The 22,120-nt window shown below is 68.0% G+C and carries 22 protein-coding genes and 4 tRNA genes; 10 read left to right on the forward strand and 16 right to left on the reverse strand.

Annotated elements, in window-relative coordinates; all coding sequences use genetic code 11:
- Positions 1-26 precede the first annotated feature (26 nt).
- On the reverse strand, positions 27-1,337 hold the full coding sequence (locus EEB19_RS00530; protein ID WP_187582166.1) for a ribonuclease D: 1,311 nt from the start codon (positions 1,335-1,337) through the stop codon (positions 27-29).
- A gap of 18 nt (positions 1,338-1,355) precedes the next feature.
- On the reverse strand, positions 1,356-1,988 hold the full coding sequence (locus EEB19_RS00535; protein ID WP_187582168.1) for a DUF3000 domain-containing protein: 633 nt from the start codon (positions 1,986-1,988) through the stop codon (positions 1,356-1,358).
- Between the two features lie 70 nt (positions 1,989-2,058).
- Between EEB19_RS00535 and hemE the strand changes: the two genes are divergently transcribed.
- Genes hemE through hemQ form a run of 3 tightly spaced genes read left to right on the forward strand, consistent with a single transcriptional unit; the run spans position 2,059 to position 5,263 of the window.
- Positions 2,059-3,126, forward strand: a complete 1,068-nt coding sequence (gene hemE / locus EEB19_RS00540) for a uroporphyrinogen decarboxylase (protein WP_187582170.1) — start codon at positions 2,059-2,061, stop codon at positions 3,124-3,126.
- Positions 3,126-4,529: a protoporphyrinogen oxidase gene (gene hemG / locus EEB19_RS00545; RefSeq protein WP_187582172.1), complete on the forward strand. Its 1,404-nt coding sequence runs from the start codon at positions 3,126-3,128 to the stop codon at positions 4,527-4,529. Before hemE ends, hemG begins: the two co-directional genes overlap by 1 nt.
- Before the next feature lie 38 nt (positions 4,530-4,567).
- On the forward strand, positions 4,568-5,263 hold the full coding sequence (gene hemQ / locus EEB19_RS00550) for a hydrogen peroxide-dependent heme synthase (RefSeq protein ID WP_187582174.1): 696 nt from the start codon (positions 4,568-4,570) through the stop codon (positions 5,261-5,263).
- Between the two features lie 41 nt (positions 5,264-5,304).
- Here the strand turns inward: hemQ and msrB are convergent, their stop codons facing one another.
- The 4 genes from msrB to EEB19_RS00570 form a co-directional block, all read right to left on the reverse strand.
- A complete protein-coding gene (gene msrB / locus EEB19_RS00555; RefSeq protein WP_187582176.1) occupies positions 5,305-5,742 on the reverse strand; it encodes a peptide-methionine (R)-S-oxide reductase MsrB in 438 nt (145 codons plus the stop codon).
- Positions 5,739-7,025: a glycosyltransferase family 87 protein gene (locus tag EEB19_RS00560; protein ID WP_187582178.1), complete on the reverse strand. Its 1,287-nt coding sequence runs from the start codon at positions 7,023-7,025 to the stop codon at positions 5,739-5,741. Before EEB19_RS00560 ends, msrB begins: the two co-directional genes overlap by 4 nt.
- Before the next feature lie 76 nt (positions 7,026-7,101).
- A complete protein-coding gene (locus tag EEB19_RS00565; protein ID WP_187582180.1) occupies positions 7,102-8,709 on the reverse strand; it encodes an alpha/beta hydrolase in 1,608 nt (535 codons plus the stop codon).
- Between the two features lie 53 nt (positions 8,710-8,762).
- Positions 8,763-9,554, reverse strand: coding sequence for a pyrimidine reductase family protein (locus EEB19_RS00570; protein ID WP_187582182.1), 792 nt, complete (start codon positions 9,552-9,554; stop codon positions 8,763-8,765).
- Between the two features lie 35 nt (positions 9,555-9,589).
- Between EEB19_RS00570 and zapE the strand changes: the two genes are divergently transcribed.
- On the forward strand, positions 9,590-10,606 hold the full coding sequence (gene zapE, locus EEB19_RS00575; protein ID WP_187582184.1) for a cell division protein ZapE: 1,017 nt from the start codon (positions 9,590-9,592) through the stop codon (positions 10,604-10,606).
- A gap of 53 nt (positions 10,607-10,659) precedes the next feature.
- On the opposite strand, the gene EEB19_RS00580 is transcribed toward zapE, so the two are convergent.
- The 5 genes from EEB19_RS00580 to EEB19_RS00600 form a co-directional block, all read right to left on the reverse strand.
- Positions 10,660-11,544 (reverse strand): D-hexose-6-phosphate mutarotase, encoded by an 885-nt coding sequence (locus EEB19_RS00580; protein WP_187582186.1) that lies wholly within the window; start codon positions 11,542-11,544, stop codon positions 10,660-10,662.
- A 25-nt stretch (positions 11,545-11,569) separates the two neighbouring features.
- Positions 11,570-12,130, reverse strand: coding sequence for an N-acetyltransferase (locus EEB19_RS00585; protein ID WP_187582187.1), 561 nt, complete (start codon positions 12,128-12,130; stop codon positions 11,570-11,572).
- Between the two features lie 9 nt (positions 12,131-12,139).
- Positions 12,140-12,568, reverse strand: a complete 429-nt coding sequence (locus EEB19_RS00590) for a DUF1622 domain-containing protein (protein WP_187582188.1) — start codon at positions 12,566-12,568, stop codon at positions 12,140-12,142.
- Between the two features lie 38 nt (positions 12,569-12,606).
- Positions 12,607-13,245, reverse strand: a complete 639-nt coding sequence (locus EEB19_RS00595) for a carboxymuconolactone decarboxylase family protein (RefSeq protein WP_187582190.1) — start codon at positions 13,243-13,245, stop codon at positions 12,607-12,609.
- A 62-nt stretch (positions 13,246-13,307) separates the two neighbouring features.
- The gene (locus EEB19_RS00600) at positions 13,308-13,874 is read right to left on the reverse strand and encodes a VOC family protein (protein ID WP_187582192.1); all 567 of its coding nucleotides are present in this window, start codon (positions 13,872-13,874) and stop codon (positions 13,308-13,310) included.
- Positions 13,875-13,980: 106 nt separating this feature from the next.
- On the opposite strand from EEB19_RS00600, the gene EEB19_RS00605 reads away from it, so the two are divergent.
- Both EEB19_RS00605 and EEB19_RS00610 read left to right on the forward strand, forming a co-directional pair.
- Positions 13,981-14,640 (forward strand): TetR/AcrR family transcriptional regulator, encoded by a 660-nt coding sequence (locus EEB19_RS00605; RefSeq protein WP_187582194.1) that lies wholly within the window; start codon positions 13,981-13,983, stop codon positions 14,638-14,640.
- A 347-nt stretch (positions 14,641-14,987) separates the two neighbouring features.
- A complete protein-coding gene (locus EEB19_RS00610; RefSeq protein ID WP_187582195.1) occupies positions 14,988-15,977 on the forward strand; it encodes an alpha/beta hydrolase family protein in 990 nt (329 codons plus the stop codon).
- A gap of 49 nt (positions 15,978-16,026) precedes the next feature.
- On the opposite strand, the gene EEB19_RS00615 is transcribed toward EEB19_RS00610, so the two are convergent.
- The 3 genes from EEB19_RS00615 to EEB19_RS00625 all read right to left on the reverse strand — a co-directional run bounded on the left by EEB19_RS00615 (position 16,027) and on the right by EEB19_RS00625 (position 16,298).
- Positions 16,027-16,101: transfer RNA gene (locus tag EEB19_RS00615), tRNA-Val, on the reverse strand.
- Between the two features lie 25 nt (positions 16,102-16,126).
- Positions 16,127-16,197, reverse strand: a tRNA-Cys gene (locus EEB19_RS00620).
- Positions 16,198-16,225: 28 nt separating this feature from the next.
- A tRNA-Gly gene (locus EEB19_RS00625) sits at positions 16,226-16,298 on the reverse strand.
- A gap of 210 nt (positions 16,299-16,508) precedes the next feature.
- Here EEB19_RS00625 and EEB19_RS00630 point away from each other — a divergent pair.
- A tRNA-Val gene (locus tag EEB19_RS00630) sits at positions 16,509-16,583 on the forward strand.
- Between the two features lie 14 nt (positions 16,584-16,597).
- On the opposite strand, the gene EEB19_RS00635 is transcribed toward EEB19_RS00630, so the two are convergent.
- Entirely contained in the window at positions 16,598-18,139 is a 1,542-nt protein-coding gene (locus EEB19_RS00635) for an adenylate/guanylate cyclase domain-containing protein (protein ID WP_187582197.1), read from the reverse strand.
- A 6-nt stretch (positions 18,140-18,145) separates the two neighbouring features.
- A complete protein-coding gene (locus EEB19_RS00640) occupies positions 18,146-19,390 on the reverse strand; it encodes a serine hydrolase (protein ID WP_187582199.1) in 1,245 nt (414 codons plus the stop codon).
- A 147-nt stretch (positions 19,391-19,537) separates the two neighbouring features.
- Here EEB19_RS00640 and EEB19_RS00645 point away from each other — a divergent pair, with 147 nt between their 5' ends.
- From EEB19_RS00645 to EEB19_RS00655, 3 genes are all read left to right on the forward strand, one after another.
- Positions 19,538-20,104: a dihydrofolate reductase family protein gene (locus tag EEB19_RS00645; RefSeq protein ID WP_187582202.1), complete on the forward strand. Its 567-nt coding sequence runs from the start codon at positions 19,538-19,540 to the stop codon at positions 20,102-20,104.
- A gap of 93 nt (positions 20,105-20,197) precedes the next feature.
- Positions 20,198-21,613 (forward strand): glycosyltransferase 87 family protein, encoded by a 1,416-nt coding sequence (locus EEB19_RS00650; RefSeq protein WP_262365348.1) that lies wholly within the window; start codon positions 20,198-20,200, stop codon positions 21,611-21,613.
- A 46-nt stretch (positions 21,614-21,659) separates the two neighbouring features.
- Positions 21,660-22,076 (forward strand): TIGR02611 family protein, encoded by a 417-nt coding sequence (locus EEB19_RS00655; protein ID WP_187582206.1) that lies wholly within the window; start codon positions 21,660-21,662, stop codon positions 22,074-22,076.
- The last annotated feature ends 44 nt before the right edge of the window (positions 22,077-22,120 follow it).

Consider the following 22,120-nt stretch of genomic DNA (forward strand, 5'->3'; position numbering starts at 1 on the left):
GGCCCCTGGTCCGCGTCGATTGCGGACTAGGGACCTGAATCGTCGGGGTCGGCCTTCGGCGCAACCGAATTCAGTGCCTCGGCGATCGGTGCCGCCGTCAGTTCCCGCTGCCAGGTCCGTGCCCCGTCGTCGGCCAGTCGACGATCCACCGCCTCCGCGGTGGCGGGAAGGGACACGCCGTCCCAACACAGCTGGCGGACCGTCTCCGGGGCGAGCAGGTTCTCCACCGGAATGCGATGGGCCTCGGCCACCTCGCGGACTGCGGGCCGGACCGCGGCGGCGCGTTCGGCTGCCTCCGGATTGCGCTGATCCCATCGGTTGACCGGGGGCAGGCCCACCGAGGGTGTCTTCCGCGAGGGCAACTGATCGTCGGGCAGCCTGCGGGCGCGCTGCAACGCCGACAGCCACACACCGGCCTGCCTGCGCTGCCGGGGACCACCGAAGACCGGGAGCCGGGTCAGTTCCGCGGGCGTACTCGGATCGGCCGTCGCTGCGGTGACGATGGCGGAGTCGGGCAGGATGCGTCCCGGGGCCACGTCCCGCTTCTGCGCGAGTTCCTCACGCGCCGTCCATAATTCGCGTACCGCAGCCAGGGTGCGGACGTTCTTGATGGTGTGGATGTTCGACGTCTTGCGCCACCGCTCGGTACGCGGCGGCGGCGCGGGTCGGTCGAGCACGAACCGGAACTCCTCACGTGCCCAGCGATCCTTGCCCGCATCGGCGAGCGCCGAATCCATCGCGTCGCGCAGCTCGATGAGCACCTCGACGTCGAGGGCGGCGTAGTTGAGCCAGTCGTCGGGCAGGGGGCGACGCGACCAGTCGGCAGCGCCATGTCCCTTGACGAGTCCCAGTCCGAGGAACTCGGCGACCATCGCGGCGAGGTTGACCTTCGCCAGGCCGAGGAGCCGCCCGGCGAGTTCGGTGTCGTAGAGCTCGCGGCAGACGAAGCCGAGTTCGCGCAGACAGGGAAGGTCCTGATCCGCGGCGTGGAGTACCCATTCGGGGCCGTCGAGAGCGGCGATCACCGGTGCGAGGGCATCGGGATGCTCGATCGGATCGAGGAGGAAGGTCCCGGCTCCCGATCTCCGGATCTGCACCAGGTAGGCGCGCTGGGAGTAGCGGTAGCCAGAGGCGCGTTCGGTGTCGACCGCGATCGGCCCGTCGGCGTCGGCGATCCGCGCGGCGGCCTCCGCGAACTCCTCCGGTGTGATGAGGACCGGAGGAACGCCGTCGGCGGGACGCAGCAGGGGAGTGGTCACCGGCTCGACAGGGTCCGCGGTGGTGTCCGGACGGGGACCTGCCGGAGACCCGTCCGTGCGATCGTCACCGTTGTTCATGGCGGACCTCCCGCCGGCTCAGGCCGAACCCAGTTCGGTGACCCCGACGGGGGGCAGACCGGCCGCCGACGAGAGCACCTCGCAGAACGCCTCGAGGTGGCCGCCGATCTCGAGTCCGGTCGCGGTCCACGAGGCGCGGAGTTCGAGCTGATGGGCACGCGGTGGTCCGGCGATGTCGCCGTAGCGCACCGACGTCGTCGAGGTCACGGTTCCGCCGAGAGCCGTCACGTCGATCGTCCGATCCGCTGAGGTACCCGGCGTACTCGCCGACTCCCCGGCCGGTACCCCGAGGGCGTCGGAGAGCCAGCTCCAGGCGACCTCCGGCAACAACGGATCCATCGCCAGAGCAGCCTCGACCTCGGCCTGCACGTACGCGACCAGGCGCATCGTGCCGTTCCAGGCATCCTGGCCTGCGGGGTCGTAGAGCAGGATGAGACGACCGAACGAACTACCCGGCGAATCGACCGGGACGTCGTCGGAGTCGTCGCCGCTCTGGCGCACCTCGGCGCCGATGGCATAGCTGTACGGGGCGAGACGTTGCGGTGGACGGATCGGGCCGACCTCGATCTCCGGCCGGATCCGCGCGGCGTGCAGTGACGCCACCGCGGCGCGGAAGTCAGCAGGCTCCGTCGGAGCTCCAGAAGAGGTCACGAATCCGACGGTAGGTCGGGCCAACCCGCGGTGGTCGGAGGCGCGCCGACGCATGGCAGAGTAGGCACCGATGTCCGAGACAACGCGATCCCACGCGCGACGCGCGAACCGATTCCCCCTGGTGGCCGCCGCGACCGGTGGGACACCCGAACGACGCCCGGTGTGGTTCATGCGGCAGGCGGGCCGATCGCTGCCCGAGTACCGCGCGATCCGCGCCGATCACGGGATGCTCGAGTCGTGCTTCGACCCGGCGCTGGTCTGCGAAATCACCATGCAGCCGGTCCGTCGCCACGACGTCGACGCCGCGATCCTGTTCTCCGACATCGTCGTGCCGTTGAAGGCCGCCGGCATCGATCTCGACATCGTCGCCGGTACCGGCCCGGTGATCGCCCAGCCCGTGCGCTCACCCGCCGACGTCTCGGCGGTGCCCCGACTCGAGCCCGAGTCCGTCGGCGCGATCGCCCATGCCATCGAGCTGCTGCTGGCCGAACTGCCGGAACATGTCGCACTCATCGGTTTCGCCGGGGCCCCCTTCACCCTCGCGTCCTACCTCATCGAGGGTGGACCCAGCCGCAACTACGAGCGCACCAAGGCGATGATGCACGGGTCGCCCGACGTCTGGCACGCGCTGATGGGTCGGCTCGCCGACATCACCATCGCGTTCCTGCGCGTCCAACTCGCCGCCGGGGTCGATGCCGTCCAGTTGTTCGACTCGTGGGCGGGGATGCTCTCGCTCGCCGACTACGAGACCTATGTGGCGCCGCACAGCGCACGGGTGTTCGCCGAGGTGGCCGAATTCGGTGTGCCCCGGATTCATTTCGGCGTCGGCACCGGAGAGCTCCTGGGGGCCATGGCCGACGCCGGGGCCGAGGTGATCGGGGTCGACTGGCGGGTGCCGCTCGACGAGGCGGTTCGACGGGTGGGCCCGGGCAAGGCCGTGCAGGGAAACCTCGACCCGACGTTGCTGTTCGCCGGGCCGGAGGTCGTCGAGCGCGAGGTCCGGCGTGTCGTCGCCGACGGTGAGCGGGCGGTGCGCGCGGGTGCCGTCGGCCACATCGTCAACCTCGGTCACGGAGTCCTGCCGGGCACCGATCCCGACGTGCTCACCCGGGCCGTCGAGCTGATCCACTCGATCTGATGGCCCCACGGGCGCGGCGGATCGCGGTCGTCGGGGGCGGTGTCTCCGGCCTGACCGCCGCGTACCGGTTGCGACAGGCGCTCGGCGCGGACGCGCAGATCGACGTCCATGAGGCCGGTGCCCGACCGGGCGGCATCCTCAGCACGGTCGACGTCGGCGGACGTGCGGTCGACGTGGGTGCGGAGGCATTCATCGTCCGTCGTCCCGAGGCGGTCGACCTCGTCGGCGAGCTCGGTCTCGCCGACCGGGTCGTGTCGCCGACCGCCCGACGACCCGCGGTGTGGTCGGCCGGACGGCTTCATCCTCTGCCGACGCCGGCACTGATGGGTGTCCCGGCGAGCGTCGACGCGGTGAGCGGCCTGGTCGACCCCGCCGACCTGGACCGGCTCGCGGCCGAGGCGGACCGGGCCTGGCGATGGGACCAGGGCGCCGACCCGTCGTTGGGCGAAGTGATCGCCGACCGATTCGGACCCACGGTCGTCACGCGGAGCGTCGACCCGATGCTCGGCGGGGTGTACTCGAGTCTGTCCACCGACATCGGTGTGCGCGAAGCGCTTCCGGCACTCGCGGCGCGTCTCGACGAGGGTGCGCCGAATCTGACGTCGGCGGTGGCGGATCTGGTGGGGCGGAGCGCAGGTGGCGGCCCGGTCTTCGGGACACTCCTCGGCGGCTACCGGGTTCTGATCGACGCACTGATCGAGGCAGCGGCCGCCGAGTTCCGCCTCAACTCGGTGGTGGGCGGTCTCGAGCGGTCCGCGCAGGGGTGGACACTCGACCTCGGACGGTCCGGCTCCGCTGATTACGACGGTGTGGTGGTGGCGCTGCCGGCCTGGCATGCCGGTCGCGTGCTGCAGCGGGCGGCGCCGGAGCTCGCTCGATCTCTGCAGGGCGTGCGGCGCGCCTCGTCGGTGGTGGTCTCGATCGCACTCGCGCCCGGCACCCCGTTGCCCGATCATTCCGGTGTCCTGGTCGGTACTGGAGAAGGATTGCGCGCCAAGGCTTTCACGTTCAGCTCGCAGAAATGGGCACATCTGTCCGGCGACGACGGTCCGGTGTCGGTGCGGGCGTCGTTCGGTCGCTACCGGGCGGCGATCCCGGATGACGGTGTGGAGCCGGGGGTGGACGAACGCATTCGCACGGAGGCGCTCGAGGATCTCGACGAGGTGTGCCGGGCGGCCGGGGTGTCGGCCCCGTCGTCGGCGGTCGTCGACGTCGTCGTCCAGCGATGGACCGACGGTCTGCCCGTCTATGCGCCCGGGCACCTCGCGGCGATGGCCGAGGCCGAGCGTCTGCGCCCACCGGGCGTGGTCCTCGCCGGCTCGGCCTACGCCGGCGTCGGTGTGCCGGCCTGCATCGGCCGGGCCGGACGTGCGGTGACAGCACTCCTCGACGAGCTGACCTGACTGACTTCGCCGTCGGCGACGGTGGCACGATGGCAGTCATGAGCCGCTTGGACTATGCAGAACTCAACGCCACCGTCCGCTACCTGATGTTCTCGGTGTTCGCGGTGCGCCCCGGTGAACTCGGCGACGACCGCGACCAGGTGAAGGCAGATGCCACCGACTTCCTGAAGTCGCTCGAGGACTCCGGTGTTGTGGTGCGCGGTGTCTACGACGTCTCCGGCCTGCGGGCCGACGCCGACTTCATGATCTGGTGGCACGCCGAGGAGGTCGAGCAGCTGCAGTCGGCGTACGCACGGTTCCGTCGGGAGACCATCCTCGGCAAGGCCTGCGACGCGGTGTGGAGCAACGTCGCACTGCACCGTCCGGCGGAGTTCAACAAGAGCCACATCCCGGCGTTCCTGGCCGGTGAGGAGCCCGGGAACTACATCTGTGTCTACCCGTTCGTGCGCTCCTACGAGTGGTACCTGCTGCCGGACGAGGAGCGACGCAAGATGCTCGCCGACCACGGGAAGGCGGCACGCGAGTACAAGGACGTCCGGGCGAACACAGTGGCCTCGTTCGCGCTGGGCGACTACGAGTGGCTGCTCGCGTTCGAGGCGCCGGAACTGCACCGGATCGTCGACCTCATGCGGGACCTGCGCGCGACCGAGGCGCGTCTGCACGTTCGGGAGGAGACCCCGTTCTTCACCGGCCCCCGGGTCGAGCCGACAGCACTGATCGACGCCCTGCCCTGATCGACAGGCTGCCCTGAAGGGCCGATCGAGAAGTGGAGTGCTCAGTCCTCGGCGGGCTCGAGCGTGAGGCTGATCGAGTTGATGCAGTACCGCAGGTCGGTGGGCGTGTCGTAGCCCTCGCCCTCGAAGACGTGTCCGAGATGGCTGCCACAGTTCGCGCACAGCACCTCGACGCGGCGCATGCCGAGTGAGGTGTCGACCCGTTCGACGACCGCGTCACCCGCCAGCGGCGAGAAGAACGACGGCCAGCCGCAATGGGATTCGAACTTCTGCTCGCTGCGGAACAGCTCGGCGTCGCAGGCCCGGCAGCGGTAGACACCGACGGTCGTGGTGTCGGTGTACTCACCGGTGAAGGGGGCCTCGGTGCCGGCCTGACGCAGCACTCGGTACTCCGCGGGCGTCAACCGCTCACGCCACTCGCTGTCGCTGATCTGGGTGGCGTCGCTGGCGTGGGACTCGGCCGGGGTGTTCGGGCTCATTTCTCCACGGTAGCGACAGCCTCGGGACTGCCGCCACCGTCGTCGGTGGCATCGGTCGTCACCGGCTCGGGTGTCGTCGCCGATCCGTCGTCGTCGAGGCCGGTGACCCCGTCGCGTCGCATGTCGAGATACCGGAACAGCAGCGAGCAGAAGACCGCGATCATCAGCAGCGACCAACCCCAGGTCACCTTGTTGAACTCGAGTTGGCGCCCGAACGCCTCCCACCGCACCGAGTAGAACGAATCGAACGTCATGCAGCCGTACACGCCCAGCCAGGCCGGCCAGTTGCGCACCGCGGAACCCGGCAGCAGGACGGTCATCAGCAACGGGAACAGCAGCATCGAGTAGTAGCCCTGGCCGAGTGCCCCGACGAGGAACGTGGTGACCATCAGGACGCCCGACGAGGTGGTCAGCCACAGCAGTTCGTCGCTGCGGCGGTAGTACCGATAGAGGAACCACAGCGCGAAGATCGCCATCACCACGAACGCGATCCGCAGGAGAACGACCAGCCAATCGGCGACTCCGAAGTAGGCGCCGTTGCCTGCGATCGAGCTGTTGTAGTAGTCACGGGCCTCGCCCAGATACGGCATGGTGCGGTCGATGAACGACATCGGGTCCACGCTCAGCGGCCAGGCGATCGCCGTGAGGACGAGTGGGATGCCGATGGCGGTCACCAGGATGCGCCACTGCCGATTCAGCAACGGCAGCAGCAGCAATGGCGCGATGATCGGTTTCACCGCGAGGACCAGTCCGATCGGCACGCCGGCCCACAGGTCGTGCCGATTCATCATCAGCACCATGAACGCGAGCATCCCGAGCAGGACGAACGAGTTGAAATTCGTGAACACCAGTGTGTGCGCGACGGTTTCGGTGCTGAAGAAGAAGAAGAGCACCGCCGGGACGACCCAGGACCGCGCCGAGTAGCCGAACAGGCGTGCCAGCAGATAGGCGCTGCCGACCAGGGCGAGGACGCTGATCGCGATGAACAACCACCGTGCCCGTTCGGGATCGATGATCGCCATCGGCGCCATCAGCAGCGTTCCCGACGGCGGGTACAGGTAGTGCGGATCGACGGTGTTGAGGTTTTCGCCGTACACCGGTTGACGATTCAGGAACTGCAGAGCCGCCTGATAGACCGGCTTGAAGTCATCGGTGCGGTCACCGTTGACACCCAGGATCACCGACCGGTGGAAGATCATCATGATGGTGATCGGCCACAGCACGATCGGGATGATCCGCTGGGGAGTCATCTGGGGGTGGAGGTACCTGTCGAGAATCGCCACCCGCGAACCGTACTACGTCGGGCCTGCCCGGCGACGACAGCCTGCGCCCGGAGCGGGGACGATTCGCCGACGCCGATCAGGTGGGGCAGCCGCGGTCGGTCGGTTCGCCCAACGGCGCCTCACCCAGATACTGCGCCACCACGTCGGCGGCACACGCGCTGCGGGCGAGGACCGAGTACCCCAGTCCGTCCCACGACACCGTCGTCGGGGTGGACCCGGCCTTGATGAACAGTCCACCGAGTGCCTCGGCACCACCACCACCGTTGATCGGATCGTTGGCCCCGTTGAGGACGAGTGGGTCGACCGGGAGGGCCGTCGGGGGATTGACCGGGTTCGACGTCGCCCACGCGTTGCACCGCAACAGCGACAGCGCGCTGTTGGCACCGGTCAGCGGATTCTGCCTCGACCATGCATCGATGAGGCCGGGGATCTCGTTCTGGCCGACCGGGCCGGTGACGTCGTTGCACCGGGCCACCAGCTGGCCGTCAGTGGTGCGTAACCCGTCGGCACGCCGGGAGAGGTCGGCGAGGGCTCCGGTGTCACCGCGCCCGGCCGACGCAACGGCCGACGCGACGTCGGTCACCGCCTGGGGACGATCCGGGGCGGCCAGCGCCAGCGCCGTGGTGATCGCGTTGAGCGCCTCCGTGTCGGTGATACCGGCGAGACCTCCGGTCCTGCCCTTCGCCAGGACGTCACCGATGGTGGCCATACCGTCGGCGCCCAGCGGACACGTCCCCGACGACCCGCATTGCTGAACGAACGCCCGCAGCGAGGCCTGGACGCCGGTCGCCTGGGTGGCGCCCCGGTCCCGGGCATTGGCGCCGAACGGTGTCGGCGTGTCCAGGATGATCCGGCCCGCTCGTCCGGAGTAGTTGCTGGCGTAGGCCAGGACGACGTCGGAGCCTTCACCGACTCCGACCAATCCGAGATGATCGACACCCCATCGGGTGCGCAGCGCCTCGATGTCGGATGCGGCGAAGGCCGCACCGAAGTCGAGTTGGTGCGGCGTGAGGGTCTCGGTGCACCCGTCCGATGCCGACGACGCGGCACGGGCGAGCCTCGTGATCCGTTCGTCCTGATCCGACGGCGATGCACCGGCGAGGCCGTTGTTGCCCAGAGTGTTGCGCTCGACCCGGGTCATGCAGTCGAGCGCGCTGCTCTCCGGCGTACCGCGTCGATCGATCGCCACCACGGGATGTTTGTCGAGCAGTGTCCGTCCAGGCCCACCGGCCATCAACAGAAGTGTGCGCGAGGAGGGGAGATCGGACCCGGACGTGAGGACCAGAGGCGCCGCGCCGGCCGGTGTGGTCCCTGTCTTCGCACGTGTCAGGCTGATCGAGATGGTGTCGCCGGTGGGACGGTTCGGGTCCACCGGCACGTCCATCTCCGCGCACTCCACGCGGATGCCACCGGGCGCGGCGACCCCGAATCGGCCCGCCGATGCCCGCCCACAGTCCGACCAGTCGAGATCGTTGCGCGGGGCCGCGAGCGGCGGCAGGGGAGCCGGGCCCGACGACGACGGCGGGGCCTGTCCGCCACCATCACCACCGGTCACGACCTCGGGTCCGGTGTCGGGTCCGATGGCGCAGCCGGTCAGCCCGACGAGAAGGGACGTCGCCGCGGCAGCGCAGATCAGTGCGGTGCGCCGTCCGGGGCCGCGGACCCGCCGGTGTGCTCGTCGCATGACCGCGAGCGTAGTCACCCGACGCGGGGCCACCATCGCACGGCTGTCCGGTGTCACGCCTGCCCGCCGACGTCCCGTGTCCACCGCGTGAAGACGAATCCGTCCTCGTCGGTGAGGATCGTTGCCGGTCGCATCGGGTGCTTCCGCCCCGGCGCCGAGTGATGGGCGATGCGGCCGGCGTCCCCGGCGACCAGCGTGGGACTCGTGGTCACGCACACCTCGTCGACGACGTCGGCGTCGATGAACGTGCCGAGCAGCGACGGTCCGCCCTCACCCAGGACACGTACCCATCCGCGTTCGGCGCACAGATCGAGCACCCGGTCGATGTCGACCGACTCGTCGCCGCAGTCGATGACCGTGGCACCCGCTGCGACCAGTGCACCTCGGCGCTCGGCGTCGGCGGTACGACAGGTCAGGATGACCGTGTCCGAATGGCCGACAGGGCCGAAATCGGCTGGGATGGACAATGATCGGGAGACCAGTGCGAGTGCTGGTGCGGGCGTCTGCTCGCGGGTGCGGCGATCGGCGGCGAACACCTCGTCGGGAGCGGGCTGACCGTAGCCCTCGGTCACCGCCGTCCGCGCCCCGACGAGGACCACGTCGGCGAGCGCGCGCAGCACCCGGAAGATCGCCTTGTCGCCCGGACCGCCCAGCTCACCCGAACGACCGTCGAAGGTGACCGCGCCGTCGACGGTACTCACCATGTTGACGCGGAGGTGGGGCCGGGCGAGGCAGGGCGCCGACGATGGCCGCGTCGGATACGCGTACTGCTCGGCGAGCCAGCGCAGGGTGGTGAGGTCATCCGGGTCGGATGTGACCTGAGTCGCTTTCTGTAGACCGAACATGACTCCATCATGTCGGAGGTGGCTACGCTCCCCGTATGACGGCACGACTCTGCGACCGGAATCCCGCGGTTGCACCCGAGGCACTCGTCGGCGAGATGGTGCCACCGTCGACGTTCGACTCGGTCAGCTTCGACTCCTACATCCCCGACCCCGCAGAGCCCTCGCAGGCGCAGGCGGTGTCCAAGGCGCGCGATTTCGTCGCGCGCGCGACGAAGGTCCGCGGTGGCAAGCGTGGGCTGTTCTCCCGCAAGTCGGCGACGGGGCAGGGCATCGGGCTGTACCTCGACGGCGGATTCGGCGTCGGCAAGACCCACCTGCTCGCGTCGATCTATCACTCGATGCCCGAACCCAAGGCCTTCGCCACGTTCGTGGAGGTCACCCACGTGGTCGGTGCGCTCGGATTCGTCAACGCCGTCGAGCGGCTGTCGCAGCACACGGTCCTGTGCATCGACGAGTTCGAACTCGACGACCCGGGCGACACGATGCTGGTGTCGCGACTGCTGACCGAACTCACCGCGAAGGGCGTGTCGATCGCGGCCACGTCGAACACGCTGCCCGGGCAGTTGGGTGAGGGGCGCTTCGCCGCGCAGGATTTCTTGCGCGAGATCCGCAAGCTGTCGTCGGTGTTCGAGACCATCCGGGTCGACGGCCCCGACTACCGCCACCGAGATCTCCCACCGGCGCCCGAGCCCCGATCCGACGCCGAGCTCGAAGAACTCGCGGGTTCCACCCCGGGAGCGACGCTCGACGACTTCGACGCCCTGTGCGATCACCTCAGCACCCTGCATCCGTCCAAGTACAAGGATCTCGTCGACGGTGTGTCGCTGGTCTGCATGCGCGGCGTGCACCCTGCGAAGGACCAATCGGTGGCGCTGCGGATCGTCGTGCTCGCCGACCGGCTGTACGACGCCAACATCCCGGTGACGGTGTCGGGCAGCAAACTCGACGAGATCTTCACCGAGGAGATGCTGGCCGGCGGGTACCGCAAGAAGTATCTGCGCGCGACCTCGCGCCTGCTCGCGCTCTCCCGGTTCGCGGAATCGGCCGTCTGACTCCTCCAGCCACCTGAGGTTTCGTCGGTACGCGGGGTCGGTGGTCGGAGTCGTCAGCCGCCCGAGCCTCCGCGCAGACGTGATACCGAGATCCTCTGCCCGAGCGTGTGCGTCCCGCCCGGTGACACCTCGACGACGTCCGGTCCTGCATTGGCGGCCTCCACACAGACGAACTCACGCCACGACGACCCGACATCGGCCATCCCGGCGGCCACCTCGGGGCCGGGATTCCACACGACCGCGGTGCGTCCGCCGTGTACGGACACCTCGATCACCCGCTCGAGTCCCGGATCGACGATCCGATAGTCGCCGGGCGCGTTCGGGTAGACCCGATCACTGCGTGCCGGGTCCTCCGGCAGTACCCAATCGCCATGCTGGACATGACGACTCGCTGCCTCGAACTTGTCCAGGTAGGCGAGTGAGTCCAGCCCCTGCACCCGTACCGCGGTGACGTCGGCGACCCGGAAGTAGTTGTGGAGCGCCTCGGTGAGTGTCAAGGGCACAGTGCCGGGATTGTGGGTGTGGATCTCCTGGTGGAGTGTCGCGCCGATGCGCACGGTCATCCGCAGCCGGAGGTCGAGGTCGTCGAGCCCGAGCGGCGTGAGCACGATCTCGGTGCCGTCGGCGGTGCTGTGGCCGCCGACGGGTTTCCAGCGTGCGGTGCGGGCGTATCCGTGCGATGGCACATCATCGGGCTGGCCCTCCCGTGCGAAGTACGGCCAGCAGACCGGGACCCCGCCGCGCAGCGGCGTCGGGGGAGCGGCCAGGTGAGGCGAGAGCCACAGCAGATCCTGCCCGTCGCCGGTGGGGCGGAAGGAGATCAGCTGGCCGCCGAACAGGGAGATGGCGGCCGACGCGTGAGGTGTCTCGACGATCAGTGCGTCGAGGCCGGCGACCTCTCCGAACCGCACGCCGTCGATGCCGTCTGGAAGTGTCATACCCCGACCTTGCCAAAGGCGCGGATCAGATCAGCGGCCGGACGAAGACGAAGTCGTGCTCGACCGTGCCGTTCAGGTCGAATGTCTTGACGCCGGCCCGGGTGAATCCGGACTTCGTGTAGAAGCGTTGCGCGCGTTCGTTCTCCTGGTTCACTCCGAGCCACATCAGCACGCTCCCGCGCTCGCGGGCGCTGTCGAGAGCCGCCCGCATCAGTGACCGCGAGGGTGCCGCGCCGCCGGCCCGCGCGTGATGATCGGGGAGAACGTACATCTTCGAGAGCTCGGAGACCGGTCGCTCGGTGACGACGGCGGCGACGTCCGGATGGGCCGGTGCCTCGTGATGGACGAGGCTGTAGCCGACGAGAGGTCCTCCGACGGCCGCGCGGGCCACGAGCACGTCGCTGTTCGGATTCGCGATGTGTCCGGCGAACGATTCGGGATCGAGGTTGTCGCGGATGAATCCCGCGATGTCGTCAGGGGTGGAGTGCGGCGGACAGGCCAGGGGGAAGGTCGCCGCCGCGACTTCGGCGACGGCGTCGGCCCCGGCAGGGTCGGTCAGGATCTCGATCAGCAGGCTGTCGTGCACAGAGGCAATCTACGCCCGCCGGTCGCGTCCGTGGGCCGCCGAGGCCGCGGCATCCCGCGCCACCGCGTCGCCGATCAGTTGTCCTCCGCTGGTGAGCAGCGCTCGTCGCCACGGCAGCGAACCCTCGATCTCGATCTGGATGGACATCGACAGCACGGTGCGGATCAGCACGATGAGTCCGAGGATGAGGGCGTCCTCGATCGAGGGCTTGGACGTGATGGTGCGGATGAGGTCGGCGGCGACGAGCACCTCGAGACCGAGCAGAATCCCCGCGCCGATCGTGTTGCGCAGCACCGTGTACGCGACCCGCCCACCCTCGTGCCGCCGCAGCGCGCGCACCGCCAGCACGGCTGCGATGACGAACCCGACGATCATCGCGATGGCGCCGATGGCCTCGAACGTCACTGCGACGCCGGTGAAGACGGCCTCGACATCCATGCGCGACAGCCTACGCAGGGTGGCCGGTCAGGTGGGTGTCATTCGCCGGCGAGGTCGGCGGAGAGATCCGCGACCGCCACCCCTTCGGGTACACGGACCTCCTCGACACGTTCGGGGACGTCGTCGAACTCCAGGCGCAGGGCCTTGCTCATCGTGGCGTGCATGTCGTACATCGCGGTGATGTAGGTGAGCTGGATGATCTCCTCGGGCGACAGATGCTCGGCCAGTGCGTCGAACACGCCGTCGGGCACCCGACCGCCGTCGAGGACGAGGCCGTCGGTGTAGGCCAGGACCGCGCGTTCGAGTGGCGAGAACCGATCGCTGACCTGCCAGGCGGGGATGGCGGCGATCTTGTCCTCCGGCATGCCCAGCGACCGCATCTGCTTGCAGTGCTGGGAGAACACGAATTGGCTGCCGCGGGCGAATCCGGCTCGGCCCTGGCCGAGTTCGCGGAGCAGCGGGTCGATCGTCGCGTTGCGGTACAACGAGAATCCCCGGACCGCATGCCGGAAGACCTCGGGTGAGTTCGCGAACACGGTCCACCAGTCTCCGGGCGTCGCGTGGATGGTGCCGTGCTCGACCGCCGGATCCTTGTCGGGACCGAACAACCGGTCGTAGAACCAGAGGATCTTCTCGTCGGTGACGTCGGCGCGACGGACCTCGGGCAGGCGGGGCATCGGGTTCCTCTCGGGTGGGCGGATCGGTGGTGGTGGGTGGACGACCGTGGGTCGGTGCCGGGTCAGTGCGCCGATGACACGCGACGGTCGGCGGCCGTCCGGGGTTCGTGCGCCACGTCGGCTTCGGTGAACTCGCGTGTCCAACAGGCGAACTCGAGCAGCACGCCGTCGGGATCCTGGAAGTAGAACGAGCGGACGAAGGTCCCCGGGTGGACGTGGCGGGACACCCCGGATGCACTGTCGTCGTGGTTGAGCACCGGACTGACCGCGACGCCGGCGGCCTCCAGACGTACGCGGTAGTCGTCGAACTCCTCCGGCGGTACGGCGAACGCGACATGATTCATCGATCCGACGGCGCTCGCGAGCTCACCCTCGTCCGGTCGGCCCTTGGGGGCCGCGATTCCCGGCGCGGCGTCGGGGGAGTCGGCGAGCCAGAAGAAGGCGACCGTGTTCCCGCCACCGCAGTCGAAGAAGAAGTGCTGTCCGAGGTCTCCCGGCAGATCGAGGGTCTTGACCAGTGGCATTCCGAGAACGCCGGAGTAGAAGTCGATCGTGCGCCGCATGTCCGCGCAGACCAGGGCGAGATGGTTGATGCCACGGAGATCGAACGTGGTGTTCTTCGCGGTCACGAGGACCCCTTCCGTTGAGTTGTGCAACCAGGATCTGCCCCTGACGAGGGCGAACCCGCCAAACATGACTTGACTGTCATGTCATCTGTGGTGGATAGTCTCGGTCGTGGCCAAGTCGTCTGTCAACACCCCGACGGCCCCGGCCCCGCTCGAGTCGCTCTCACCCCGGGGGAGGGCGACGCGTGACGCCTTGCTCGACGCCGCACAGCGGGTGTTCGAGCGGGTGGGATTCCTCGAGGCGCGGGTCGAACTGATCGCACAGGAGGCGGCCGTCTCGTACGGGACGTTCTATCGGTACTTCCTGTCGAAGGAGGACGTGTTCCGAGAGTTGAGCACCCGCCTGTTCACCGACATGCACGCGCGGGAACCGTCGGTCTCGCAGGCGACGCCCGTCGATCGGCTCATCGCCGCCAACCGTGCCTACTACGAGGCCTACCGGCGCAACGCCCGCATGATGGCCATCGTCGAGCAGGTCGCGACGTTCAACGACGAGTTCCGCGAGTTGCGCCATCACCACCGTGCACAGTGGATCGACCGCACGTCGGCGGCGATCGCGCGATGGCAACAGGACGGACACGCCCGCCGAGATCTCGATCCGACGATGGCGGCTCGGACGATGGCCGCCATGGTGGACCATTCTCTGTACCTGTGGTTGGTCCAGGGTGAGGATGCCGACGAGGTCGCGCTGCTCGACACCCTCGATGAGATGTGCCTCGGCGCACTGGGACTCGTGGGACACGACGAGGCGGACCCCACCAGGGCGTGACACCCCCGCGCCGCTCTTGTTGGTCGAGTGGCGGCGAGCGAGCGTAGCGAGCCCGACGCGTAGCGAGACCACCTCGAAACCCCGCACCCCCTCCGACGCAGAGCGACCGTTGGCGGTCGGAAGCGAGCCGTCGGCGCGGTAGGTGACGGCGAACGTATCGCACACCGTGACGTTCGACGTCATCTGTCTGATCGTCGGTTCTCATCCATTCGGATGAAATGCTCCGTCGTCGCCTCTGTGGTCACCTGCGTCCCGGAGGTACCACGTTCTGCATCTCAGTGGACGGTCGTGCACCATAATCGCGGAAGGGGTTGGAATCTTTCGGGGGGAAAGAAGGAATATGACGGATGTGGCAGAAGGCTGTCGCGGTGGTGATCGCCGTGTGTGCGGTGATCGTGGGGAGTCTGGCTGCGGCCGGATTGGTGGGTGCGGCACCGCAGGGTGAGGCGGGCGCCTCCCGCATTCTCGCGGTGTCCATGATCGAACCGAATCGTGCTCAGCTGACGGTGTTCTCGAAGGCGATGGATCGCCCGATCCGGGTGTCGGTCCTGCTCCCGCAGAAGCGGGATGTCCCGCGACCCACGCTGTATCTGCTCGACGGTATCGACGGTGGTGTGTACACCAACTACACGCAGAGCGGGTGGACGTATCAGACGGACATCGCGACGTTCATGGCCGACAAACCGGTCAATGTCGTGCTGCCGATCGGTGGGACGGGCTCGTACTACACGGACTGGATCTCCGACGATCCGGTCCTGGGGCTGAACAAGTGGGAGACATTTCTCTCCGAAGAGCTTCCGCCCCTCATTGATTCGCGGTTCCACGGTAACGGGACAAACGTGATCGGCGGACTGTCGATGGGCGCGCTCGGGGCGATGTCGATCGCGGTTCGGCATCCGGAGCTGTACTCGGGTGTCGTGGCGTTCAGCGGATGCCTGGATCAGGGGAGCGCCGAGCTCCGGCAGGCCACCGCGGCGTCGGTCGTCACGCGGGGCGGGAACCCGGACAACATGTGGGGACCGCTGCACGACACGGACTGGACCGAGCATGATCCCGCGCGACATGTGTCGGTACTCCGTGGCAAGCCGATCTACGTGGCCGTCGGCAACGGCGTCCCGGACCCGGCGCTGGGCCTGGCGGGTCTCGCGTCACCGGTCGGCGGCATCCTCGAGGGCATCGTCCTCAAGTGCACGGAAGGGTTCAAGGCCCAGGCCGACCGTGCGGGGGTGAAGGCGACGTACGACTTCCGTGCCGGCCTGCATTCGTGGGGATATTGGAATCAGGACCTGCATCGCGCATGGCCGACGATCGCGAGGGGGCTGCGCGTGCACGCGTGAGCTGACCGACGACGAACGAAGCCCGCCGGAATCCGGCGGGCTTCGTTTCTGGTGCGCGATACAGGGATTGAACCTGTGACCTCTTCCGTGTCAGGGAAGCGCTCTCCCGCTGAGCTAATCGCGCGAGACTATGAAGTTGGTGATCTCAGAGGCGGCGACGGGAATCGAACCCGTGTGCACGGCTTTGCAGGCCGTTGCCTCACCACTCGGCCACACCGCCAGATGCGAGTCGACTCGCACTCGCGCCGAGCGGATGACGGGATTCGAACCCGCGACCCTCACCTTGGCAAGGTGATGCGCTACCAGCTGCGCTACATCCGCGTGGTCGGGAGCGATCTTGTGGATCTTTGTTGCTCTCGACGCGAAGCAGAACACTATCCGACGACCTCGCGCCTCGCCAAATCGCCTGGTCAGCGCCGTGGGTTCGCGCGGTGGGTCGAATCGACACGACGTCGTCACCCGGATTTGGGGTAGGTGGTCGTCTGCGTGTAATCTTCCTCCTCGTGCACCGGCGCTCTCCGCGCCGCACACGGTCCCGTGGCTCAGTGGAAGAGCGTCCCGTTCACACCGGGAAGGTCGCTGGTTCGATCCCAGCCGGGACCACCATCTCGAACACCTGCTCACTCACGGCCCTCGGTCGGACCAAGTCGGGCCACCCCACGAAGTATCCACGGCGTCCGCCGCGCCATCATCGCCACCGCGCGGTCCGCACGGCGCATCGTGGAGCGCGCTCCCGGAGTCGGAGTGGACACCAATTCGGCCTCCGCAGAACCGGTTCGCGGTCCATGTCGTTCGACGGCCAGCAACTGCCACGTCCCGGAAATGCCGCGCAGCTCGACGGTTCCGCGATCGGCGAACCCGGTCCCCGAACCGACCACGAGATCACGCACCGTCCGTGAGACCAGGATGTCCCCGGCGCCCGCGTGACCGAGTATCCGCGCCGCGATGTGCACGGCGATACCCCCGATGTCGTCGTCGATGAGTTCGCACTCGCCGGCGTGGATACCGGCCCGGATCTCGATCCCGAGCATCTCGGTGTCCGCCCGCAGCGCCTCGGCGCAGCGGATGGCCTGCGTCGGGCCGTCGAAGGTGGCGAGAAAGCCGTCGCCCGTGCTCTTCACGACCGTTCCGCCGAACCGGCTGGTGTGATCTCCGGTGACCTCACCGAATCGTTGCAGGACCGCCCGCCACCGTTCGTCGCCGGCGGCCTCGGCATACCGGGTGGACGCGACCATGTCGGTGAACAACACGGTGCGCAGCGCTCGATGCGACTGTGCCGGCGCCGCATGGCCGCCGGTGAGGAACTCCTCGATCGACGTCAGGATGCGGTCGGGCTCGGTGGCCCACGGCGCGTGGTCGACGCCGGTCACCTCCAGCCATCGCGCGTCGGGGATGTGGTCGGCCAGGTAGCGCCCGCATTGGATCGGGATGGTCTCGTCGATCGCGTGGATCACCAGTGTGGGCGTGCTCAGGGTCGACAGGATCGGCCGGACATCGATCGTCATGTTCGACCGCAGCGTGGCGCGGGCCATTCCCGGACTGGCGCACATCCGTTCGACCATGGCGAGCTGACGCACCGATCTGATCGACGGGAACATGGATTTCGCCGCAGCGCCCGTGCCCCATGCGGACTCGGTGGCGCGGGCCAGTTCCTGGAGACCGACGATCTTGTCCAGTGCGGGTGTGTAGTCCTCACCCAATTCACCGGCGATCCGCGAGCGGAGTTCGACGGGATCGCCATCGATGGCTCGCCACTCCGCGCCGGCCAGGAACGCGAACGAACCGTAGAGGATCAGCGCCCGCGTGCGTTCCGGTCGTTGTGCGGCGAAGAAGACGGCCTGGGAACCACCTTCGCTCATGCCGAGGACGGCCGCCCGGTCGAAACCGGCTGCGTCCATCACCGCCTCGATCTCGCGGACCCGGTCGTCGAGCGTGCGCACCCGGGGGAGGGGATCGGAGAGACCGACGCCTGCCTTGTCGAAAAGCAATACGCGACAATAGGTCCCGATCTGATCGAAGAACGCCTTGAACTCGGGCACCGTCCAGAACAGCTCGAGGTGGGTGACCATCGGCCCGACGAAGACGAGCTCGATCGGGCCGTCGCCGACCACCTGGTACGCCAGGCTCAGCTCGCCACACGGCGCGTACGACGTGTCCGGCATGGCTCATCAGTCCTTGGGGAGCGGAGGCGCGTCGTCGGGCGCCATCAACTCTCCGACGCGCGCGAAGATCGTGTTCCCGCCGTTCTCGTAGCCGCCGTCGGGACCGAATGCCTCCGGCAGGAACGTCACGGCGACCGCGATCGCGATCTTCTGCGACGGGAGGTATCCGGTGACCGCGGCGTAACCGTTGAAGAGCGGGTTCTGCAGAATCCAGTCGCCGGTGATCACCACACCCATCCCGTAGGTGTACCGCTCACTCATCGCCATACACGTCGAACAGCCCGGCTGCGGACGGGTCGTGCCGCGCAAGGCGGTCGACACAAACGTCTGATACGACTCGGGCGACAGGGTCTGACCCGCGAACAACTTCCGTGCGGTGGCCTCGACGTCGTAGATGTTCGACGTCTCGATGGCGCCGTGGGTGATGGACCACGACGGATTCCAGAAGGTCGTCTCCTCGTAGAACGGTGTCGTCGGCGGCAGGTTCAGGATGCCCCGTCGCTCGGAACTGAAGGCGTGCAGGACGGGCTGCGGGATGACGGCGGTGAGGTCCGCCCGGGTGTTCGCGAAACCGAGTGGATCGAGGATCCGTTCCTTGATCAGATCCTGCATGGACCGGCCGGTGATCTTCTCCAACGCGAGTCCGAGGATCACGTAGTTGGTGTGCGCGTAGTTCCAGTTCGTACCGGGCGGATAGAGCAGCGGCTTGTCGATGGCGTACGACAGCATCTCATCGGTCGTCCAGGCCTTGAACGGGTTGGTGAGCTCCTCGGTCTCGAACCCGGCGTTGCCCAACACGTAGTCCTGGTATCCGGACGTCATCGTCGCCAGTTGACGCAGGGTGACCTTGTCGCTGTTCGGTATCTGCGGCACCCACCGCCCGATGGTGTCGTCGAGGGACACCTTCTTCTCCTCGACCAACTGCAGCAGTACCGCCGACACATAGGCGATCGCGACCGAACCGTTGCGGAAGTGCATGTCAGGGGTTGCGGGGATTCCGGTCATCGACTCACCGAACGCACGCGTGACCACCTCCTTGCCGTCGGCGGTCACGCGGACGATGGCGGCCTTCAGGTGCTTGGCGGCCATCACGTCCTCGACGATGCGCACGATCTGCTCGGCCTTCGCCGGATCGGTCGACGCGGCCGAGGACGGCGCCGACGACGTGCCGCTAGAGGCGCCGTCAGAACCACACGCCGCGAGAGCCGTGACCAGGACCAGGGCACAGAGGACCGACCAGCGGATGCGCATGACTGATTCTGGTCCATCTCCCTGTGACTTGTTTCACATTCTGGTGAACTGATCGGAGGGACGTGTTCCAGTGGTCGCGTCGTCGGCGACCTCGTCGGCGGGACGACGGTCATGGCGAGGGTGCGGTCGGCACCAGGTGGAGGTCCGGTGGGCGAGATCGTGGTGTCGGAGTTCGTGTCCGTCGACGGTGTGATGGAGGCGCCGGGCGGCGAGGAGGGCTACCCCCACACCGGCTGGACCTTCGATTTCCACACACCCGAGCTGCGGCGGGCCAAGTTGGGCGAGATCCTCGAGGCGCGAGTACATCTGCTCGGGCGACGCACCTACGAGTCGTTCGCCGGCGCGTGGCCGCACTACGAGGACGACGACGGATTCGCCGACAAGATGAACACGATGCCCAAACGGGTCGTGACGAGCACGCTGTCCACGCTCTCCTGGGCCAACTCGCAGGTGCTCGAGGGACCGCTCACCGAATCCGTCCAGCAGTTGCGCGACGAGACCGACGGAGTCGTCCTCGTCGCCGGCAGCCGCACCCTCGTCCACCATCTGCTGGCAGAGGGACTCGTCGACGAACTGCGCCTGGCCGTGTTCCCGGTCATCCTCGGCTCCGGATTCCGGGTGTTCCCCGACACCGCACACGCCACCGGCCTCACACTGCAGAGCCACGGTGCCCTCGCCAGTGGGGTGCAGCTGGTCACCTACCGCAGATCCTGAGCGCACCGCGTCGATCGCGGCGCAAAAACGACCTTTCCGGCGACACGGCGATTCGCCTCGCCCCGGGGTGCCACCTGCGAGTACGTTCGCTTCGTGCGCGCCGGTACCGCCGAGAATCCCCGAGCGGGAGACCGGCGTGCCGCACCCGAGATCACCTGGTGGCTGATCGGCGTGACCGCACTGGCCGCGCTCGCCGTCGTCGTCTGGCATCTGACCGCGGTGTCCCCGACCAATCCGTTCTACGGGTTGTTCAGCAACTACACCGATCTCCGGGTGTATCGGGCGGGGTCGCAGACCGTGCTCGACGACCATCCGCTCTACGCGGGGCCGGTGCTCTGGGGCCTCGATTTCACCTATCCGCCATTCTCCGCGCTCGTGCTGATCCCGTTCGCGTGGATGACCCAGATGACCGCAGCCGTCGTCTGGTGGGTGGCCACCGCGGCGGCGTTGATGCTGGTGATCGTGCTGGGCTTCCGCAGCCTCGGATACCGGCTCGACGGGCGACTCTGGACGTTCGGCGCGCTGCTCACCGTGTGCGCGACCGTGCTCGAACCCGTCCGCACGACCATCTGGCTGGGACAGATCAACATCTTCCTGATGGCACTGGTCGTCGCGGATCTTGTCCTGCTGGAGCTGATCAGGCCCGGATCGCGACTCAAAGGCATCGGTGTGGGGATCGCCGCGGGTCTCAAACTGACCCCGGGCTTCTTCCTGTTCTATCTCGCGGCCGGACGGCAGTGGCGGGCGCTGGCGACCGGGGTGGCGACGTTCGCCGCGACGATCGTCGTCGGGTTGCTGGTGATCCCGCGCGACGCGTGGGGGTACTGGACCGATCATGTCGGCGGAGCGGCGCGGGTGGGCCGCGTCGATTCACCCGCCAATCAGTCGGTCAACGGGTTCCTCTCACAGATGCTGGCCTACTTCGACGTCCGACGATTCGCCCACCCGGTGCGCGGCATCCCGCTGTACGAGGCGCCGTGGTGGCTGTGGATGCCGATCGCTCTCGTCGCCGCCGGACTCGGGATCTGGGCCGCTCTTGTGGCTCACCGGCGCGGGCAGGAGCTGCTCGCCGTGACCATCGTCGGCATGACAGCGGCCACCGTCTCACCGTTCTCGTGGGGCCATCACTGGGTGTGGTTCGTCCCCTTGTTCGTCGTCGCCTTCGACCTCGCCTATCGGGGGCTGTGCGACTCCGGATGGTCGGCCTGGTGGCGTTGGCTGGGTCCGGCGGGGATCGTGACGTTGTCGTTCACGTGGTGGCATCACTGGTACAACAGCGGTCCGCGACTGGGTTCCGATCACGCGATCGCGCTGGGACTCTTCATGATGCCGCGATGGCCGGATCCACAGTGGTACGACCGTCTCGCCGTGATCCTCTATGCGGGGTGCTACCCGCTCGTGCTGCTCATCACGATCGTCGCCACGCTGGTCGTCGACCGTCACCTGCGACGGACCGTCACTCCCGCGCCCCGTGCGTGCGCGACGGACCCGGCAGTGCCCGTCGCGTAGGGTGGCGGGCGAAAAACTTCTCAGATCGGTCACGGAACAGGGGAAGATGTCGGCCTGGAAACGGTTGCGGCTCTGGGGCCGTCAACGGCGCTATCTCATCCGGCGCAACCCGAAGCTGTATCGCACCTACCGGATCGGTGTCGGCATCGTCGGCGCCATCGTGCTGGCCGGCGGGATCGTCGCCATCCCGTACCCGGGACCGGGATGGCTCATCGTCTTCCTCGGTCTGGGTATCCTCGCCTCGGAGTTCGCGTGGGCACACCGTCTACTGACGTTCGCGCGGGGGAAATACGACGCGTGGATCGACTGGATCGGTCGGCAGCACTGGTCGGTGCAGACCGCGGTGTGGCTGGGCACCGCGGCGATCGTGGTCGCGACCCTGTGGCTGCTCGGAGCGCTGGGGCTCATCGCGGGGTGGGTGAACATCGACGCCGGGTGGCTCGACAGCCCGATCTTCTCCTGACCGATCCGCCCATGCCGCCAATCGGTCGGCGGGTGCGGGCGCGC

Source organism: Gordonia sp. OPL2, from assembly GCF_003797825.1.
Classification (GTDB): Bacteria; Actinomycetota; Actinomycetes; order Mycobacteriales; family Mycobacteriaceae; genus Gordonia.

What these genes read in the sequence shown, in the direction of transcription:
- EEB19_RS00655 (WP_187582206.1), top strand. Translation starts at nt 21,660, where the DNA reads ATGTCGGCCTGGAAACGGTTGCGGCTCTGGGGCCGTCAACGGCGCTAT.
- EEB19_RS00580 (WP_187582186.1), bottom strand. Translation starts at nt 11,544, where the DNA reads ATGACACTTCCAGACGGCATCGACGGCGTGCGGTTCGGAGAGGTCGCC.
- EEB19_RS00635 (WP_187582197.1), bottom strand. Translation starts at nt 18,139, where the DNA reads ATGCCGGACACGTCGTACGCGCCGTGTGGCGAGCTGAGCCTGGCGTAC.
- EEB19_RS00595 (WP_187582190.1), bottom strand. Translation starts at nt 13,245, where the DNA reads ATGCCCCGCCTGCCCGAGGTCCGTCGCGCCGACGTCACCGACGAGAAG.
- hemG (WP_187582172.1), top strand. Translation starts at nt 3,126, where the DNA reads ATGGCCCCACGGGCGCGGCGGATCGCGGTCGTCGGGGGCGGTGTCTCC.
- hemE (WP_187582170.1), top strand. Translation starts at nt 2,059, where the DNA reads ATGTCCGAGACAACGCGATCCCACGCGCGACGCGCGAACCGATTCCCC.
- EEB19_RS00530 (WP_187582166.1), bottom strand. Translation starts at nt 1,337, where the DNA reads ATGAACAACGGTGACGATCGCACGGACGGGTCTCCGGCAGGTCCCCGT.
- msrB (WP_187582176.1), bottom strand. Translation starts at nt 5,742, where the DNA reads ATGAGCCCGAACACCCCGGCCGAGTCCCACGCCAGCGACGCCACCCAG.
- EEB19_RS00610 (WP_187582195.1), top strand. Translation starts at nt 14,988, where the DNA reads ATGTGGCAGAAGGCTGTCGCGGTGGTGATCGCCGTGTGTGCGGTGATC.
- EEB19_RS00590 (WP_187582188.1), bottom strand. Translation starts at nt 12,568, where the DNA reads ATGGATGTCGAGGCCGTCTTCACCGGCGTCGCAGTGACGTTCGAGGCC.
- hemQ (WP_187582174.1), top strand. Translation starts at nt 4,568, where the DNA reads ATGAGCCGCTTGGACTATGCAGAACTCAACGCCACCGTCCGCTACCTG.
- zapE (WP_187582184.1), top strand. Translation starts at nt 9,590, where the DNA reads ATGACGGCACGACTCTGCGACCGGAATCCCGCGGTTGCACCCGAGGCA.
- EEB19_RS00570 (WP_187582182.1), bottom strand. Translation starts at nt 9,554, where the DNA reads ATGTTCGGTCTACAGAAAGCGACTCAGGTCACATCCGACCCGGATGAC.
- EEB19_RS00565 (WP_187582180.1), bottom strand. Translation starts at nt 8,709, where the DNA reads ATGCGACGAGCACACCGGCGGGTCCGCGGCCCCGGACGGCGCACCGCA.
- EEB19_RS00640 (WP_187582199.1), bottom strand. Translation starts at nt 19,390, where the DNA reads ATGCGCATCCGCTGGTCGGTCCTCTGTGCCCTGGTCCTGGTCACGGCT.